The sequence below is a fragment of the Leeuwenhoekiella aestuarii genome (genome assembly GCF_004104055.1).
GTDB classification, from domain to species: domain Bacteria; phylum Bacteroidota; class Bacteroidia; order Flavobacteriales; family Flavobacteriaceae; genus Leeuwenhoekiella; species Leeuwenhoekiella aestuarii.
The window spans coordinates 1193784-1208613 of sequence record NZ_QOVJ01000001.1 but is presented as its reverse complement, the minus strand read 5'-3'; the positions used below and the strand labels follow the sequence as shown (position 1 = coordinate 1208613).

The 14830-nt window shown below is 35.7% G+C and carries 11 protein-coding genes; all 11 read right to left on the bottom strand.

All coding sequences use genetic code 11. The annotated features are described in order from the left end of the window. Positions 1 to 86 precede the first annotated feature (86 nt). The gene (locus DSM03_RS05315) at positions 87 to 686 is read right to left on the bottom strand and encodes a hypothetical protein (RefSeq protein ID WP_128759952.1); all 600 of its coding nucleotides are present in this window, start codon (positions 684 to 686) and stop codon (positions 87 to 89) included. A 445-nt stretch (positions 687 to 1131) separates the two neighbouring features. Then, entirely contained in the window at positions 1132 to 2250 is a 1119-nt protein-coding gene (locus DSM03_RS05310; protein WP_128759951.1) for a DUF2254 domain-containing protein, read from the bottom strand. 456 nt (positions 2251 to 2706) lie between these two features. Continuing rightward, a complete protein-coding gene (locus DSM03_RS05305) occupies positions 2707 to 3441 on the bottom strand; it encodes a CPBP family intramembrane glutamic endopeptidase (RefSeq protein ID WP_128759950.1) in 735 nt (244 codons plus the stop codon). Between the two features lie 713 nt (positions 3442 to 4154). Beyond that, positions 4155 to 5030, bottom strand: coding sequence for a hypothetical protein (locus tag DSM03_RS05295; RefSeq protein ID WP_128759949.1), 876 nt, complete (start codon positions 5028 to 5030; stop codon positions 4155 to 4157). Further along, positions 5027 to 5854: a HipA family kinase gene (locus tag DSM03_RS05290; protein ID WP_128759948.1), complete on the bottom strand. Its 828-nt coding sequence runs from the start codon at positions 5852 to 5854 to the stop codon at positions 5027 to 5029. The genes DSM03_RS05295 and DSM03_RS05290 overlap by 4 nt, the downstream gene beginning before the upstream one ends. Positions 5855 to 5873: 19 nt before the next feature. After that, positions 5874 to 6776 (bottom strand): DUF5655 domain-containing protein, encoded by a 903-nt coding sequence (locus DSM03_RS05285; protein WP_128759947.1) that lies wholly within the window; start codon positions 6774 to 6776, stop codon positions 5874 to 5876. A 33-nt stretch (positions 6777 to 6809) separates the two neighbouring features. Further along, positions 6810 to 9914 carry a type I restriction endonuclease subunit R gene (locus tag DSM03_RS05280; protein ID WP_128759946.1) on the bottom strand — a complete coding sequence of 1035 codons (3105 nt, stop codon included), beginning with the start codon at positions 9912 to 9914 and terminating at the stop codon, positions 6810 to 6812. Beyond that, entirely contained in the window at positions 9901 to 11079 is a 1179-nt protein-coding gene (locus tag DSM03_RS05275) for an ATP-binding protein (RefSeq protein ID WP_128759945.1), read from the bottom strand. Before DSM03_RS05275 ends, DSM03_RS05280 begins: the two co-directional genes overlap by 14 nt. Before the next feature lies 1 nt (position 11080). Next, on the bottom strand, positions 11081 to 12301 hold the full coding sequence (locus DSM03_RS05270) for a restriction endonuclease subunit S (protein ID WP_128759944.1): 1221 nt from the start codon (positions 12299 to 12301) through the stop codon (positions 11081 to 11083). Continuing rightward, positions 12298 to 13845, bottom strand: coding sequence for a type I restriction-modification system subunit M (locus tag DSM03_RS05265; protein ID WP_128759943.1), 1548 nt, complete (start codon positions 13843 to 13845; stop codon positions 12298 to 12300). Before DSM03_RS05265 ends, DSM03_RS05270 begins: the two co-directional genes overlap by 4 nt. Positions 13846 to 14021: 176 nt before the next feature. Beyond that, positions 14022 to 14702 carry a hypothetical protein gene (locus DSM03_RS05260; protein WP_128759942.1) on the bottom strand — a complete coding sequence of 227 codons (681 nt, stop codon included), beginning with the start codon at positions 14700 to 14702 and terminating at the stop codon, positions 14022 to 14024. Between the last annotated feature and the right edge of the window lie 128 nt (positions 14703 to 14830).

Genomic DNA, 14830 nt, shown 5'->3' with positions numbered 1-14830 from the left:
ATTTTAAGTTGATGCCAGCAGTTTTACGTTTGTCTTATTGAGGTAAATCCTTCCGGATTTTAACTCATCTTTGTTGGTAGCCGTTTTTATTCAGCTTTAATTTCATACGGCTTTTCTGGAAATCCGAAAAGAATTGCTTTTTCCTCATCTATTTCCTTTATTCCGATTAGTTTATCTCGTTCGTCATTATCAAAAATCGAAGCGAAATAAGTTCCCTGAAAATTTTCCAAAATTAATTTTCGTCCACTTCTTTTCATTCTCTTGTTTATTTCCTGTATAACTGGACTATCCAATATTTCGTTGAATTTTAAAGGTATTTTTTCATTACTCCACTCTGCTTTGAATTCGAGCGTTTCAATCTTTTCAGATTCAAGTTCCGTTTTGGTAGGTTCAATTCTTTCATAGTCGGTCGCGAATTCAGTGTCCTCTGTTTTAGATTCAGTTTCGCTCAACACAGTATGAGTTTTTCCCATTCTCAATATTCTTATTCGATTGTCATTCACAAACTCATATTTATATTCAGAAAGTTTCTCACTCCATTTAGTTCGGACTTTTAATAATTCATTTCCGCTTTTCAATTCAAGTTTGAAATGGATGATTTGGTCTTTACTAAATTCAATAAATTCAGGTCGGCAGTAGTCGGCACCTGTTTTAATTTTTAACCAAGTTCCATTCAGGTTTTTCATTGATTTCTGCGGTTTTGGGACATTATGCACAAACTGTTATATCAATACTAAATATATAAATATCCCCTCAAATTTTACAGGATATCAACAAGTTAGTGTTGCCTTTATAAAAATAAACATTTGTCTTAGAAGTACTTTACGGAATTCCTGAATCTCATTTAAGTTTATAATCCTTTAAGGATTGAAACCAAAATGTATAGTTATATACGGATTAAGACATTTCTATCGCAAAAGCCCCCCTAAAATCAAGCCTTAGGCAAGGCAACTCCCAGGCAAAGGCATAGCAAAGCCTAGGATAGTGTATGAAGAGTGTATGAAAACGACATTTGAAAAGCCTGAATTTAAGAATTCATTAACATATCTGTTCCTGCAATTGGATGGATATAATTCGATGAAATAACACCGAACTTCAGGGGGGAGATCGCATTAAATCAGTCTTCGGTTTTTATTCCGCTAAGCCGTTGCGGTGTTTTATATGCTGTAAATAATCCCTCAGAAGCGGATCGTCTTGTAAATACGGTTCGAGTTCTGTAAAGCAGTACTTCAGCAACTTCTGTTGCGATACCAGGCTACGGGTGACCTCCTGAGATAATTTTATTCTATCGTAGGCATAATAGGGATAGGCATTGCGCAACTCCAACAGCTGCGCAAAGTAATCCAGAGCCGATTTAGCAGTTCCCGGATCGTTAATGGCCGGGGACATGGCTTTTACCGCCACTTCCACCAGATGTTTAAATCCGGTTTCGGGAACACTTAAAGGCACCTCGTGATCTACCGCAAAATACTCAGAAAGCTGCTGCAATACTTCCCTGGAAAGATCGCCGGTATAGGTAAACAGCACCTCCTCCCGGTTTATAAACTGCCCCGGGAAGGGGAGCAAGCAGAGTTCAATGCTCTCCTTTTGACAAAAAGTGAGGAGTTTATCAAATTCCGGCTGATGCAGATAGCCTGCCTTCCCTAAGGAAAACCTGTTTTTAAAGGGAGCGTCTCCTGCGGGAATGCGAAAATCCCGGTGGGTTTTGTGCTGCTTCAGCATGTTTTTTTCGGTACGTATAAATACCTGACTTAGAACATAATTGATGTGAATACTTTGGGAAACCGTATGTATAAAGTAGATAAACAAAAACACACAGATGATGGCAAAAAACACACCCAGACTCGCTGCCAGTTTGGGAAAGCTGTCGGTATGGGCACTGGCGATGGGGATCGCCAGGATCAAGGCGTAAATGATGGTACCCGAACTGAAACCCAAAACCAACTGATGGTGCTTTTCAGCAAGTAGCAGGGGAATAAGGCGTGGCGAATAATTACTGATGTTTCGGTTCAATACATTCATCACCATGGTATAGCTGAAAATGGTCAGGGTAAAAATCCCTCCAATGATAAACGCGAGTATAAACTGTACATCAGACTTTTCGGTAATAACCAAACCGCTCAATATGGAATCCTCGGGAATAGGAATAGCGATCCCAATTTGAAGAATCGCGATAAGCATAAAACACAGTGCCAATACTGAAGGTATTAAGGCGATGCTGTTTAGAATTTTCTTAAGCGTCGAGAGCATTCCCGTATTTTAATGGTTCTATTAGGATCCCGGCAAACAGTTACAGCCTTTTGCGCGACCGCTCTAAAACTACCGCATCCCTTAATTTTTGGTTTCTGAGCGCATCAAAAATAATCCTTACTAATGTTTTGGGTGTTAATACAAAGCCAATTAAAGCTTAGCATTGATGTCGGGTTCCACAGCAGTATTACGGGTTTTAAGGAAAGTTATGATACTGGAAATGACATTTGGGTGTCTGAGGCCTAGGATACTAATGAAGCATAACTTAATTCCACTGCTTTTTGCTTAAAATCTGAGTTGTACTGTTTGACTTTAAATTTCATAATTGCTAAGTTATCAACTTGCAATACTATTCATTCCACTCCATGTCCAGTCTAATGTAGTAATTACAGTACGGTATTAGACGGGTATAACGAACGCATCGTGATGATTTAGTAGACATTTTCAAAATTAGAACTAGAGTAACCGGATACAAAAATTCATCAAATTAACCATATTATGTCCTACAGTTGGTAAAATCAAATTTCCCGAGAATTTTCTCAGAATCCCCAAACTCAACGAGGTAATTAAGGTAATGTAGACAATAGTAATATAATCTACTTTAAATTCCATCGCTTCGGTTAACACCACACCATGAATCATAGCAAACAGAAAGGTTACTATTATAAATCCCCATCCAAAAAATATACCTTTCACTTTTTTTGTGGGAACAAAGGCCTTACTCAGCAACCAAAAAAGAATCCCTCTGTAAACAATTTCCTCCGTTAAACCAGGTAAGGTAGCTTGAAATACAAACTGCTCCAGATCAAACTCCCCTCCTTTTGGGAAAAGGATCATCTTAAACACGAAATCAAAAACGAGAAACCCCAGAAAAATGAGAATCCCCAGCTTAAGAGTTTTTTTGTTGAATTCTGTTGTGAACCCTATATCCTTTCTGATGGATTTCGAATGATATCCTATAAATATTAGGGCAATAATAAGACTTAACAACATACCGCTCCAATTACCGGTTAAACCCAATGCATCAAGTTTTATCCATTTATATCCCAATATCCGAGTGTAGGAGTCAAGAAGAAAGTACCCACAAAAGAGTACAATATATTTAGGTTGAGTTTGCTTTGTTGTGAGTTGTGCAATAAGTAGTAAAGGAATGATAATGCTTAACCAGATTACTGGCGTCCATAATGACATAAATTCTTTTTTTATTCGTACTATCATGATGACGACTCACTCCGCTCCTTGTTACAGGAGTTTCCAGATCATCAGGAACCGGTCAAAATTTATAAGGGCCAATCTATAGTTTAGAACTTCGTAAAATAATACGTTGTCAGACACAGCTTTGCCACCAAGGCAATGCTGCAAGAAGTGCCGTTACAAGACATATCCGAAATGTTCGGGCACCAGCTTAAATACGACTCAGGTGTATTTGAAATCGCTTCCCAGTTCGGTTCTGGACGGATATAAAGAACGCATCGTCATGCTTTAATCGCTAATTAGAGCTAAGTAACTCCCCTAAAAAAGCAGGGTGACTCCACACGGAGCCCACAAGTTACCACACTTTTTGTGGGTGAATGTAGTTACATAATGCGGTTAACAAGGAATTATATAGCGGGATCCGGACTTTTGGATGGTCTTACCGGAACAGGAGTATAACCGTAAAGCATACCCAAAATACCCCTTCCCCTACTCAAAGCCTAGGATAGAGTATGAAGAGAGTATGAAAACGGGTCTTTGAAAGGCGTAATTTAAGGTTTTGTTAACAGATAGATTCTGGTTAAATTATAGCTCTAAAACTGGATAAAATGCTTGAAGTAAGATTTATCTGTTTACGAGGCCTGAAGTAAATTGAGAAGTATAATAGGTTTAAATATCAGATTCGAAAACAAAATTATAATGATTAATCTTTAACCTGTTACCAACAAAGAGAATTTAGAATAATTTTTTTCCAAGATATTATCGGTAAAAGAATCTACAGCGTCCGGAGTTATAAACTCAAATTGATCAGAATATTCTTTAATAGCCAAATCAAACATTTTATGTTGTTCAGTATCTAGTTTTGGTTCTTCAAAAGCTACTTTGATTTTAGATACGCCACAGTCAATTTTTGTTGAGAAACCTTTTAAAGCATCGTGGATTATTTTGGTCTCGTATAAATTGTTGGCTATAGTTACAGGTTTATTTGTAAAATCAATTTCCTGTAACGAATTAATATTCCCATTTTTAGTAATTAATGGAATAGAACAGTCTTTAAGAATTCCTTTAAAGATATTGGGATTGAAAGTATAATGAAGATCAACTTTATTTGATAAACCTTCCTTATTTAGTAAAGGTTTTAGTTTTTGATGAAATGTTTTCTTGGAGTCTTTCTTTAGCTCAATAAATGGTTCACCGATGAAGTTTTTAAAATATTTGGAAAAGTCATTTTCTGAAAATTCATAATTCACTTCCAGAGGCTTAGAGAAATGAAGTAGACCATTATTATAATTATTCAAATAGTTAAAGTATTCTTCAGAAAATATAGATTTATCTGTTATCAAATTCATTTGCAAATTTGATAATTCTTTATTTTCCCCTTTTACACTGGATTTAATTTGAGATAACAAAGATTCTACAAACAAAGAAATCTTCTCATCACTCGAAAACTTATTTAAAAGATTGACTTTGTTTTTAGAATAACCAAAATGAACCTTATCGGCAGAAACAGCCAACAATCCAATTACTATTTTCTCACTGGAAAAGGAATTGGTTTTAACACTCAATATGCTCAAAAAGGTTTTCATGATTTGGAACGTAAGATTATCGTTTTAATAGCTTCGATGCGTTCTTTGTTTGATAAAAACTTATCTATACGATCATTTAAATTTTTTGTTAAGAGCCATTCTGATGGCAATTGATCTATGACTTCATTAATCAATTCACTATAAGAAATAAAAAGTAAAGGTATAAAATTATCCACAATTTTGTTGAAATCTTTTATTGCTATGTGTTGGATAATGTCTCGGTAAAACGGTGATAGAACTAGTTTATTATAGGCATTAGGAATGGAATTAGCATTAAAAATACCGATTTCGTCAACGCCACCAAACGTGAAAGCATTATCGAATGCATAAATCTTTTGTTTGTTCAATTCTGAAGCTATTAAGAGATTGTAGTTGATACCTCCTTCAAAATTTCTACCTCTATCCACATTGTTTGTCCATAAGTCAAAAATTGCAATTCTTACAAGGTCTGCTGGGTTTGAAATTCTATTAAAGTCATATTTAGAAAATGTTTGAATTGCTTGTAGTTCCTGAGCTGGTGTTATCTCTTGAGATCCAAAACAAATATTCCCTTCCTTGAGTCTACGATTATAACGAATTTTATATTTATTCAATGTCCCCCTTGCAACCTTAACCAAAGCAACTTCAGGTGTTGGAATGGATAGTCTTTTTAATAAATGACTTGAAATCATCTCATAAGCTAAAAGATTTAGCTCGTGTTTGTTAAATGCATTAAGGTATTTGCAATAGTATATTTTATTATTATCACATAGGAATTTTAAGGGGGCATGGCCATCCGTCTGTATCTCCTCCAGAAGCAATTCCGTATTTATGACATTAATCAAATTGCAAAATTTTAAATAACTACAAGACTTGCTTAATTAAGCTCATCAAATACTCTAAATTCTTTGTGTTCTTTATTAAAGTTTCGTAATCCCCGTTACCCCAATGCCCAGTATTGGAAACATCACGCATGATGCCTTTGGGGTCTTCTAATCTGCCTTTGGGTAAGTTGATAAATAATTTCAAACCCTTTTTTAAGATCACAATATCTGATATATTTTTTTCCTTTTTAAAAGCAATGTAGAGCTTCTTAGGTTCGAGTTCTATATCATCTGCAAGGTTAAGTATAGCCTGTTTAAAGCTTTCGTAGAGTTCAATCACTTCGTCAGATTTATGGACGAGGTGGTCTTCTTCGGTGTAGACTTTAATTTCCTTTGCTACAGATTCCAGCTTTGAATTGGAAGCTGTGATGGGTTTAATACTTTCTGCAGATCTACTTTTCTTAATTTGGTTAATGCTGATTAAGTTGTTTTCGTAGCGTTTTACCTCCCATAATTCAATAGCAATATCTTTAAAATTGGTCGCTGTTTTTTGATTTTCGGTAAATCCTGTAGAAACAAAAACAACCCGGGTCTGGCTCCAATCCACATCGGTACGTTTTAAGCTGGCTTTTAGGGTTTCATTGTATTCTACAATAAAATCAGCCTTGTTCTCCAGCATTAAACTTAAATAGGTAAAGCCCTGATCTACTACGCTGATGTTTTTATTCCGCTTGTATTCGATGATTATAAAGGCTTTAGACTGGGGATCATAAGCCAGGGTATCAATACGCTTGTTTTTAATGGAACACTCAGATTTTACCAATTGCAATTCCATAATCGTGCTCAGGTTGGCTTCAAATACCTGCTGCATTTCCTTTTCTAATTTAAAAGGCTTTTCTTTAATACCCCTAAGTTGGTTTGCCTGTAATTTATAAATATTCATAGGTTTGCATTTTCCATCAAGCGATTAAAGACTTTAAAGCTGCCCACCAACTCCTTTAAATTTTTCTACAAAAGTTGCTATTTTCTGAAACACACTTCTTTTTTTGGTTAAATACTGCGGATTTAAAGGACTCATCTTAGGTAGTATAGAATTTAATTCCGTTCCGTTTTCGCTGGCGTATTCCCGCTTTAAAGAAGTTAGAATATAACGTTTTGCAGCCTCTTGATTTAATTGATCTTCTTTAATGAGTTCTTCAGCCTCTTGTTTTTGCTTTTCCTGTGCATATTTGAAGAAGGAATCAATGATCGTTGATTTGTCCTGTATGGCATCTAAATCGGTAGTATTGATAAAATCAACCACCAGGCTTTCTTTAGCCCGGTTGCCGATACTGGCCCGTATGACGCGCCTGATCTCTTCAATCAGGTCTGACTTGTTTTTAGTTTTTTTGTTGTTTTCAAAAATCAATTCGAGAATATAATCCAGATTGATTTCCTGAGATTTTAACAAGTCAATTTCAAATACCACATCGTCCCAGTCGATGCCCGATTCTTCTGCTTCCTTTCCCTGGCGCTCCCTGCGCAGCCAATCGCGAATATCATTATAAGTAGAGCGGTAGTCCTGAACCGTGCGCTCTTCAAGCACCGTGATATCCTTCATATTTTCGATATCGGCATCGGTCAGAAAGTTGTTCTCTTTAAAGGCTTCTAGTGCTTCAGGATCATTTTTATCAATGTCCTGCAGGGCTTTCAGATAGCTAAACTCATCATAGTTTTGCAAGATGTTTTCTACACGCAGATACTCTCCGAAGAGCTTAGAAAATTCCTTTTTTTGCTTTTCAGTTTCGATCAGATCGGGATGGGGGAACTTTTCGTTAAGCTCTTGAACAATCTCCAGATAGCCACGGCGTGCTTTTCCAGTTGCGATATCAGTAAAGCCCTGCAGGTATTCCCGGTAGCTTTTCTCAAGGACCACATTTTTAGTTTTGCTATCACCAAAAAGCGTAATGGCATCTACAGTAGCTTTTTCTAAGTCTCGAAAGGTCACAATATTTCCGAAGGTCTTAGTCGCATCGTAAATACGGTTAGTGCGTGAGAAGGCCTGCATTAAGCCGTGATAGCACAAGTTTTTATCCACAAATAGCGTGTTGAGGGTAGGCGCGTCAAAACCGGTCAGGAACATCCCAACAACAATTAGAAAATCGACATCCTGATTTTTAACCCGTTTGGCTAAATCCCGATAGTAGTTTTGGAATTCCTTACTATCTACTCCAAAACTGGTTTTAAACATAGTATTATAATCGTTGATCGCTTTGGTCAAAAACTCCTTAGCACTCAGATCCATAGCCGAGGGCTCAAAAGATTCATCGGGAATTTCACCAACAGCGCTCTGCTCTTCATTGGCTGCAAATGAAAAGATGGTCGCAATTTTTAGGGGTTTATCACTGTCCTTTTGCAGTGCATTTAGGGATTCATAGTACAACTTAGCCGCATCAATACTGCTTACAGTAAACATGGCATTAAAACCACTATTGCCTCCTTTAGTTCTGTGCGTTTTCTGTCTAAAATGCTTTAAAATATACTGCGATATTTCCCGGATACGTACGGGATGTAATAATGCTTGTTTGTTTTCTGCAGCACTTAGCTTATCTAAATCCTGCTCGGTTTCTAAGCCTTTAAATTGGGGACGTACATCGTTATAGTCTACCTTGAATTTTAAAACCTTTTCATCCCTAATGGCATCGGTGATCACGTAGGAATGTAATTCCCGGCCAAAGACACTGGCTGTGGTTTCTGCCCCGGAAGCGTTGTCCGGAAAAATAGGGGTTCCGGTAAACCCAAACTGATAGTACTTTTTAAATTTTTTCTGCAGGTTTTTCTGGGCTTCACCAAATTGGGAGCGGTGGGCTTCATCAAAAATGAATACGACTTGCTTATGGTATAGGGCTAAGTCTTTTTCGCTCTTAATGAGGTTATTCAATTTTTGGATAGTAGTGACAATAATCTTATTATCTTCTTTCTCAATATTGCGTTTTAGACCTGCAGTACTCTCAGAACCGTTTACACTGTTAGGCGAAAAGCGCTGATATTCTTTCATCGTCTGGTAGTCCAGATCTTTACGATCTACCACAAAGAATACCTTGTCTATAAAATCCAATTGCGTAGCCAAACGAGCGGCTTTGAAACTGGTTAAGGTTTTACCAGACCCTGTGGTGTGCCATACATAACCCCCACTTTCTGTGGTTGCCCAGTTTTTTGCCGCATAACTACTTTGAATTTTCCAAAGCATTCGTTCGGTAGCGGCGATTTGATAAGGGCGCATTATAAGTAAGGTGTTATTGATATCGAACACCGAATAGTTAATCAGAATGTTGAGCAGGGTATTTTTCTGAAAAAAAGTAGCTGTAAAATCTTTTAAATCTTTGATAAGCGAATTATCAGACTTTGCCCAGTTCATGGTAAAGTCAAAACTATTTTTGTTACGCTCTACCGTATTGGCAAAATAGCGGGTATCTGTACCGTTGGTGATGACAAAAAGCTGTAGGTATTTGAATAGGGAATTTGTGGCATTAAAACTCTCTTTAGTATATCGATGCACTTGGTTAAAAGCTTCTCGTATCGCAATACCCCTTTTTTTAAGTTCTATTTGAACTAAAGGCAAACCATTCACTAATATGGTCACATCATAACGATTGGCGTGTGTGCCTTTTTGCTCGAATTGCGAAATAACTTGCAGTTTATTTCGTGTAATATTTTGTTTATCTACTAAATAGATGTTTTGTATATGTCCATCATCAAATACAAAATCGTATATATAATCGTCGTGTATTTTTCTTGTTTTATCGGTACTATTGTCGCTAGGTTTATCTAAGTATTCTACTACAAAACGCTGCCACTCACTATCGGTAAATTGCATATCGTTTAGATTTTGCAATTGTACCCGCACATTAGCTAGCATTGATTGTTGATTAAGCTGCGGTAGTACTTCATACCCTTGATTGTTTAGATCTTGAATGAGCTCTTTTTCTAATGCCGCTTCGGTTTGATAGCTCACCGGGGCTTCATTAACTTCTGAAAAATTTTTATAGTTATCTAAAACAATAAAAATTTTAGATTCTGCTATGGGTTTATACTGTGACATTTTCCTCTTCTTTCAGGTATTTTGAATTTTCTACTAAGTAATTAAACAAAAAACTAATTATTTGTTTTTCTGGCTGAGTTGGTTCTCTAACCTCCTCGTTTGATAAAGTACTGTGACTGTAAAAATTCATTATACGGCTGATGTAAGCCTGTCTGTCATTGGAAGGTAGGAGATCAGACCACTTTGAATATCCAAGAAAATTTGCAGTTTTTTCATAAAGGTTACGAAGCAAAACAAAATGATATTTTTGAATGTCATTTTTTTCAATAGCATTTTCAATAGTATTTTTTAAATAAAGATGATATGAAAAGCTTTTATTAGAATCACCTTGTTTTTCTTCTAATTCAAACGTCCCATCCTCTAATTTATCAAGTAAATAACATTTTTTATTGCCTAATTCATTGTATAAAACATTATAAAATAATGGATCGTGCGTAGACAGAATAAACTTTAAATTATCAGATTTTTTGATTAACCCCGCTAGGTTTACAGCGAGCTCGATTACATGATTTTCATCAAGTGAACTTATGGGGTCATCAATAAAAATATATTTTAAGTCGTTAAAGTCGTTAGTGGATCGATCTTCAACTTCTGTGATACTTAATATTTCTACTATCTGTTCTAAAAGACTGTAAAATACACACCAAATAAAATTACTTTCTTCACCCTTGGAAATTTTGATATTAGGCTCACTTCTTTCATCACCAGTTGCTACTGAAAAAGTTACTTCCGAATATGCCTTTACAGTAACATCATTTCCATTTTTATCTTGAGCAATATATTCTTCATTGAATTTAGGTGTTATAGAATCTGTAGTAAAATGCTGAAAATTAGTCGCAATATTGATATCTAAACCCTGATCTTTCAAGAACCCCAAGGCTAAATCAGTAAAATTATTGGGGCGTATGATTAACTTTCTTTTTGTGTCTCCATCTAGATCATTATCCCAGTAAAATAGGTCTTCTGTGAATGCATTGTAATACATTACTCTAATCCCTGATTCTTCTTGTTCTTCCTGCTCTTCATCTGTAAATTTAGGGTCAACCAACAATCTAAATTTACGAGACAGTCTTGTTTTACCCGAACCATTAAAAGCATAGATTAACTGTACTTTTTTATCAGCGTCGATAAGTTTCTGTGCTATTTGCTCTAAGGATTGACTCATATTATATTGCTATATTTTTTTTCGCAAAGTCTAATAATAAGGCTCTGTAAAACTCATATTGCTGTTTCCTTAATTCTATTTCTTTGGGTAAACCCTCACTAATAGAAGAGGTAAGGATATCAAATTTATCGAGGATACCTACAATACGTTCTTGCTCTTCTGGGGAAGGTATTGGGATTATAGCTGTACCTAGACCTTTTGAGTTTATTGCAGAAATTTTTCCTGTACGAATATGTTTCTTAATTTGATCGTGAAATTGTCTGGTACGTGTAAAATAAGCTACATATTTGGGGTTCAAACTACTTTTGTAATAGAAGCAAGCATCGTGAACAACTACACCTTCATTACCTAGCCAAGCTGTTCCTTGCCCTATATCTTCAATAGTTTCTCCAGCTGCGACTATAACAACATCTCCTTTTTCAGCAAGTCTCAACTTTTTACGATCTACCAATTCTCTACTGACAAAAGATTTTGTCTGATCTGCCCAAGTACCATAATGGGTATACATTTCTCCATAGTGAATCGTAGGAACTCCTTCTTCAATAATATCGGTTTTTACAAATCTTTTGCCACGTATAAACTCCCCTAGGGTTTCATCGCCCATTTGTAAATGTTGAACTTTATCCTTATCAAAACTTAGCAATTCTTCTCGATAATATTCAAATTGCTGTTTACGAGCGGTAAGCTCTGCGGTAAGCTCTGCGGTAAGCTCTGCGGTAAGCTCTGTAAACGTATCGAGAATATCAACTATTTTTTGTTGAATTTCTAGGGATTTTTTTGGCTTATCGGGACAAGGGATAGGGATTTCCTTATTCGCATAATTACTAATCCATTGTCGTTTATGATCCCCTTCAACTAGTCCACTTGGAATTGTGTTTAACCAATAATACAAATACTTTAATAAAGCTTTTGATTCATCTTTAGATGTTATCATCTTCATTGCAGATGATTTCACTTTAAAATCAAAGTCTACCCACTTATTAGCAGTCGTAAAATCATCAAAAATTATCACAGGATTTTCTGATGCCTTGTATATACCGTTGGTCTCATTAGTATATCCCAATAAAAATGTTTTACCCGCAGTTAATACAGGTGTTTTGTATTCGTCACTATAAAGTTTTGATTTTACGCGATATTTGGTTGGTTGTTCATAATCGGCATAATCAGCTAAAGTTTTCCATTGAACCTCAACTCCATCTAATAATTTTTCTAGATAATTCATCCTTCAATCTCTTTTACGATGTTATCAATCTCAGCACGAAGTGTATCTATTTTTTTTACGGTTTGGGCAACCTCTTTATTTAAAACCTTGATATCTATTTTCTCTCGGGTGTCTTTAGGTTCTACATAAGAACTTACGGATAGGTTGTAATCGTTCTCTGCTATTTTATTATTATCGATAGTTGTTGCTACGTGGGCTACTTCTTCTTTGCTGTCGAACATCTCTATAATCTTATCGATATGTTGGTCAAGCAATACGTTATTATTCGTTTCCTTTTTAAAGAAATTTTCTCCGCTTACATCTATAAATTGAGTTTTCGTATCGGTTTTACTTTTGGAAAGCACCAGGATATTCACCGCGATAGAAGTTCCAAAAAATAGGTTAGGTGCTAAAGAGATCACCGTTTCTATAAAGTTATTGTCGACAAGGTATTTTCTGATTTTTTGTTCGGCACCGCCACGATAGAAAATACCCGGAAAACAAACCAATGCTGCTCTACCCTTACTGGATAAGTAACTTAAAGCGTGTAATACAAAAGCAAAATCTGCCTTTGATTTAGGTGCTAATACGCCAGCCGGTGCAAAACGATCGTCGTTAATCATCGTGGGGTCGTCGTTACCAATCCATTTTACCGAATATGGCGGATTGGAAACAATGGCATCAAAGGGTTTTTCATCTCCCAGTTCTGGATGTTCCAAAGTGTCTCCGTGCACTAAGTGGAACTTATCGTAATTGATGTTATGTAAAAACATATTCATACGAGCCAAGTTATAAGTGGTATAGTTAATTTCTTGACCGTAGAAACCCTCTTGTATAATATGATCTTTAAAGTAGGGTTTTGCCTGCAGCAATAAGGAACCTGAACCGGCCGCAGGATCATATATTTTATTTACCGTCTTTTGTTTATGCAATGCTAGTTTGGCTATGAGATGCGAAACGTTAGGCGGAGTAAAGAATTCCCCACCAGATTTACCTGCATTGGCGGCATAGTTAGAAATTAGAAACTCGTAGGCATCTCCAAAGAAATCGATTTTATTATCTTCAAAACTTCCAAAGCTTAAACCCGCAACTCCCTTTAAAACCTTTACTAAACGGCTGTTTTTGCTTTCTACTGTACTACCTAGTCGGCTACTTGTAGTATCAAAATCGGCAAACAAGCCTTTAATATCTTCTTCGGAAGGAAACCCATTGGCAGAACTTTCGATAGCAGTAAATATAGCCGCAAGGTCTGTATTTAAGTTTGGATTGGTGTTCGCATCTTTAACTACGTTAACAAAAAGCTGGCTCGGATAAATGAAATACCCTTTGGTTTTTACAGCGTCTTCTTTTATTTCCGGAGTAATTACATCATCTGATAAATTGGCGTAGTCTATTCCTTCATCTCCACCTTCAATGTATAAAGTGAAATTTTCACTGATAAATCGATAGAAAAGCGTTCCTAATACAAAGTGTTTAAAATCCCATCCATCTACTGAACCTCTAACGTCATTGGCTATACTCCAGATTTTACTTTGTAATTCGGCTCTTTGTGATGTACTTGTCATTATTGTTTTTAAATGTGTTTTATCCTAAGCAGGTTAGATCCTGCTTTTTCTTATGAACTTTGCTAAAGCTAAAGTATTTAATTTTGATAGATATCAATTGATGCTGTCGAATCTTATCTCTTAGGTAAGCGTACGAAAATAATAAAACGAATACCTTAATAAGACCACATTCGCCCTTATATATTCGCATTGGATTTATTTAGATACTTTTCTTCAATGATTCGAAATAGATTTGAAACGGAAATAAAAACTTCATTGATATCAATTTCTTCAGTATATCTTTTAATAGTCATCCAATCACCGTGTACAAAAGAATTTCTAAGCGGTCTGATATTTTGATTTAAATATTCAATGGTTGGATTTGATACGTTTTTCAATCCGCATTGTTGTTCAAGGTATTTAATATAGGTGCAGATGAGACTTTCTTGTCTATTCCTTTTAATCTTGAGATTATAACCATCATAATATGTAGAATCATTATTAGGACTATATTCAGCACATAAAGATTTTAGTGATTTTTCCAAGAATATACTTATGAGTAAAATTTGATTCATAGGTACTGTAAATTCAAACAGGGCATTCCAAGATGGAATTTCGAAATTTTCAATTCCGTCAATAGTATCTATATTCTTGAATTGTATGCCATCAAATTCAAAACGTTTATAAGATTCTTTTTCAAGCTCCTCACGCTCACTAACTAATTGATCAATTTTATCTTGTGTCGACTCTTGGAGTAAGATGCAGTAATTGAATAATTCATTTAATTCTTCTTCAATGACGACATACTCAACAATAGCACTAGTTGTTCTAAATAGCTTTATCGCTGTTGCTTGGCTTAATAAATTGAATTTGTTCATCAGTGGTTTGAATTGGATATCTGGTTGAAATTACAGATGTTACTCAATACCTAGATCGAGGTTATTTAAGCTTTTATTGAATTCTTATTGGTCAAGAAACTGTTTAAAATAAGAAAAACTGGAAAGAA

Bases quoted from the DNA above. Each gene is read 5' to 3' on its own strand.
- DSM03_RS05310 (WP_128759951.1), bottom strand. From the start codon at position 2,250: ATGCTCTCGACGCTTAAGAAAATTCTAAACAGCATCGCCTTAATACCT.
- DSM03_RS05275 (WP_128759945.1), bottom strand. From the start codon at position 11,079: ATGAGTCAATCCTTAGAGCAAATAGCACAGAAACTTATCGACGCTGAT.
- DSM03_RS05280 (WP_128759946.1), bottom strand. From the start codon at position 9,914: ATGTCACAGTATAAACCCATAGCAGAATCTAAAATTTTTATTGTTTTA.
- DSM03_RS05315 (WP_128759952.1), bottom strand. From the start codon at position 686: ATGAAAAACCTGAATGGAACTTGGTTAAAAATTAAAACAGGTGCCGAC.
- DSM03_RS05260 (WP_128759942.1), bottom strand. From the start codon at position 14,702: ATGAACAAATTCAATTTATTAAGCCAAGCAACAGCGATAAAGCTATTT.
- DSM03_RS05270 (WP_128759944.1), bottom strand. From the start codon at position 12,301: ATGAATTATCTAGAAAAATTATTAGATGGAGTTGAGGTTCAATGGAAA.
- DSM03_RS05265 (WP_128759943.1), bottom strand. From the start codon at position 13,845: ATGACAAGTACATCACAAAGAGCCGAATTACAAAGTAAAATCTGGAGT.
- DSM03_RS05305 (WP_128759950.1), bottom strand. From the start codon at position 3,441: ATGTCATTATGGACGCCAGTAATCTGGTTAAGCATTATCATTCCTTTA.
- DSM03_RS05295 (WP_128759949.1), bottom strand. From the start codon at position 5,030: ATGAAAACCTTTTTGAGCATATTGAGTGTTAAAACCAATTCCTTTTCC.
- DSM03_RS05285 (WP_128759947.1), bottom strand. From the start codon at position 6,776: ATGAATATTTATAAATTACAGGCAAACCAACTTAGGGGTATTAAAGAA.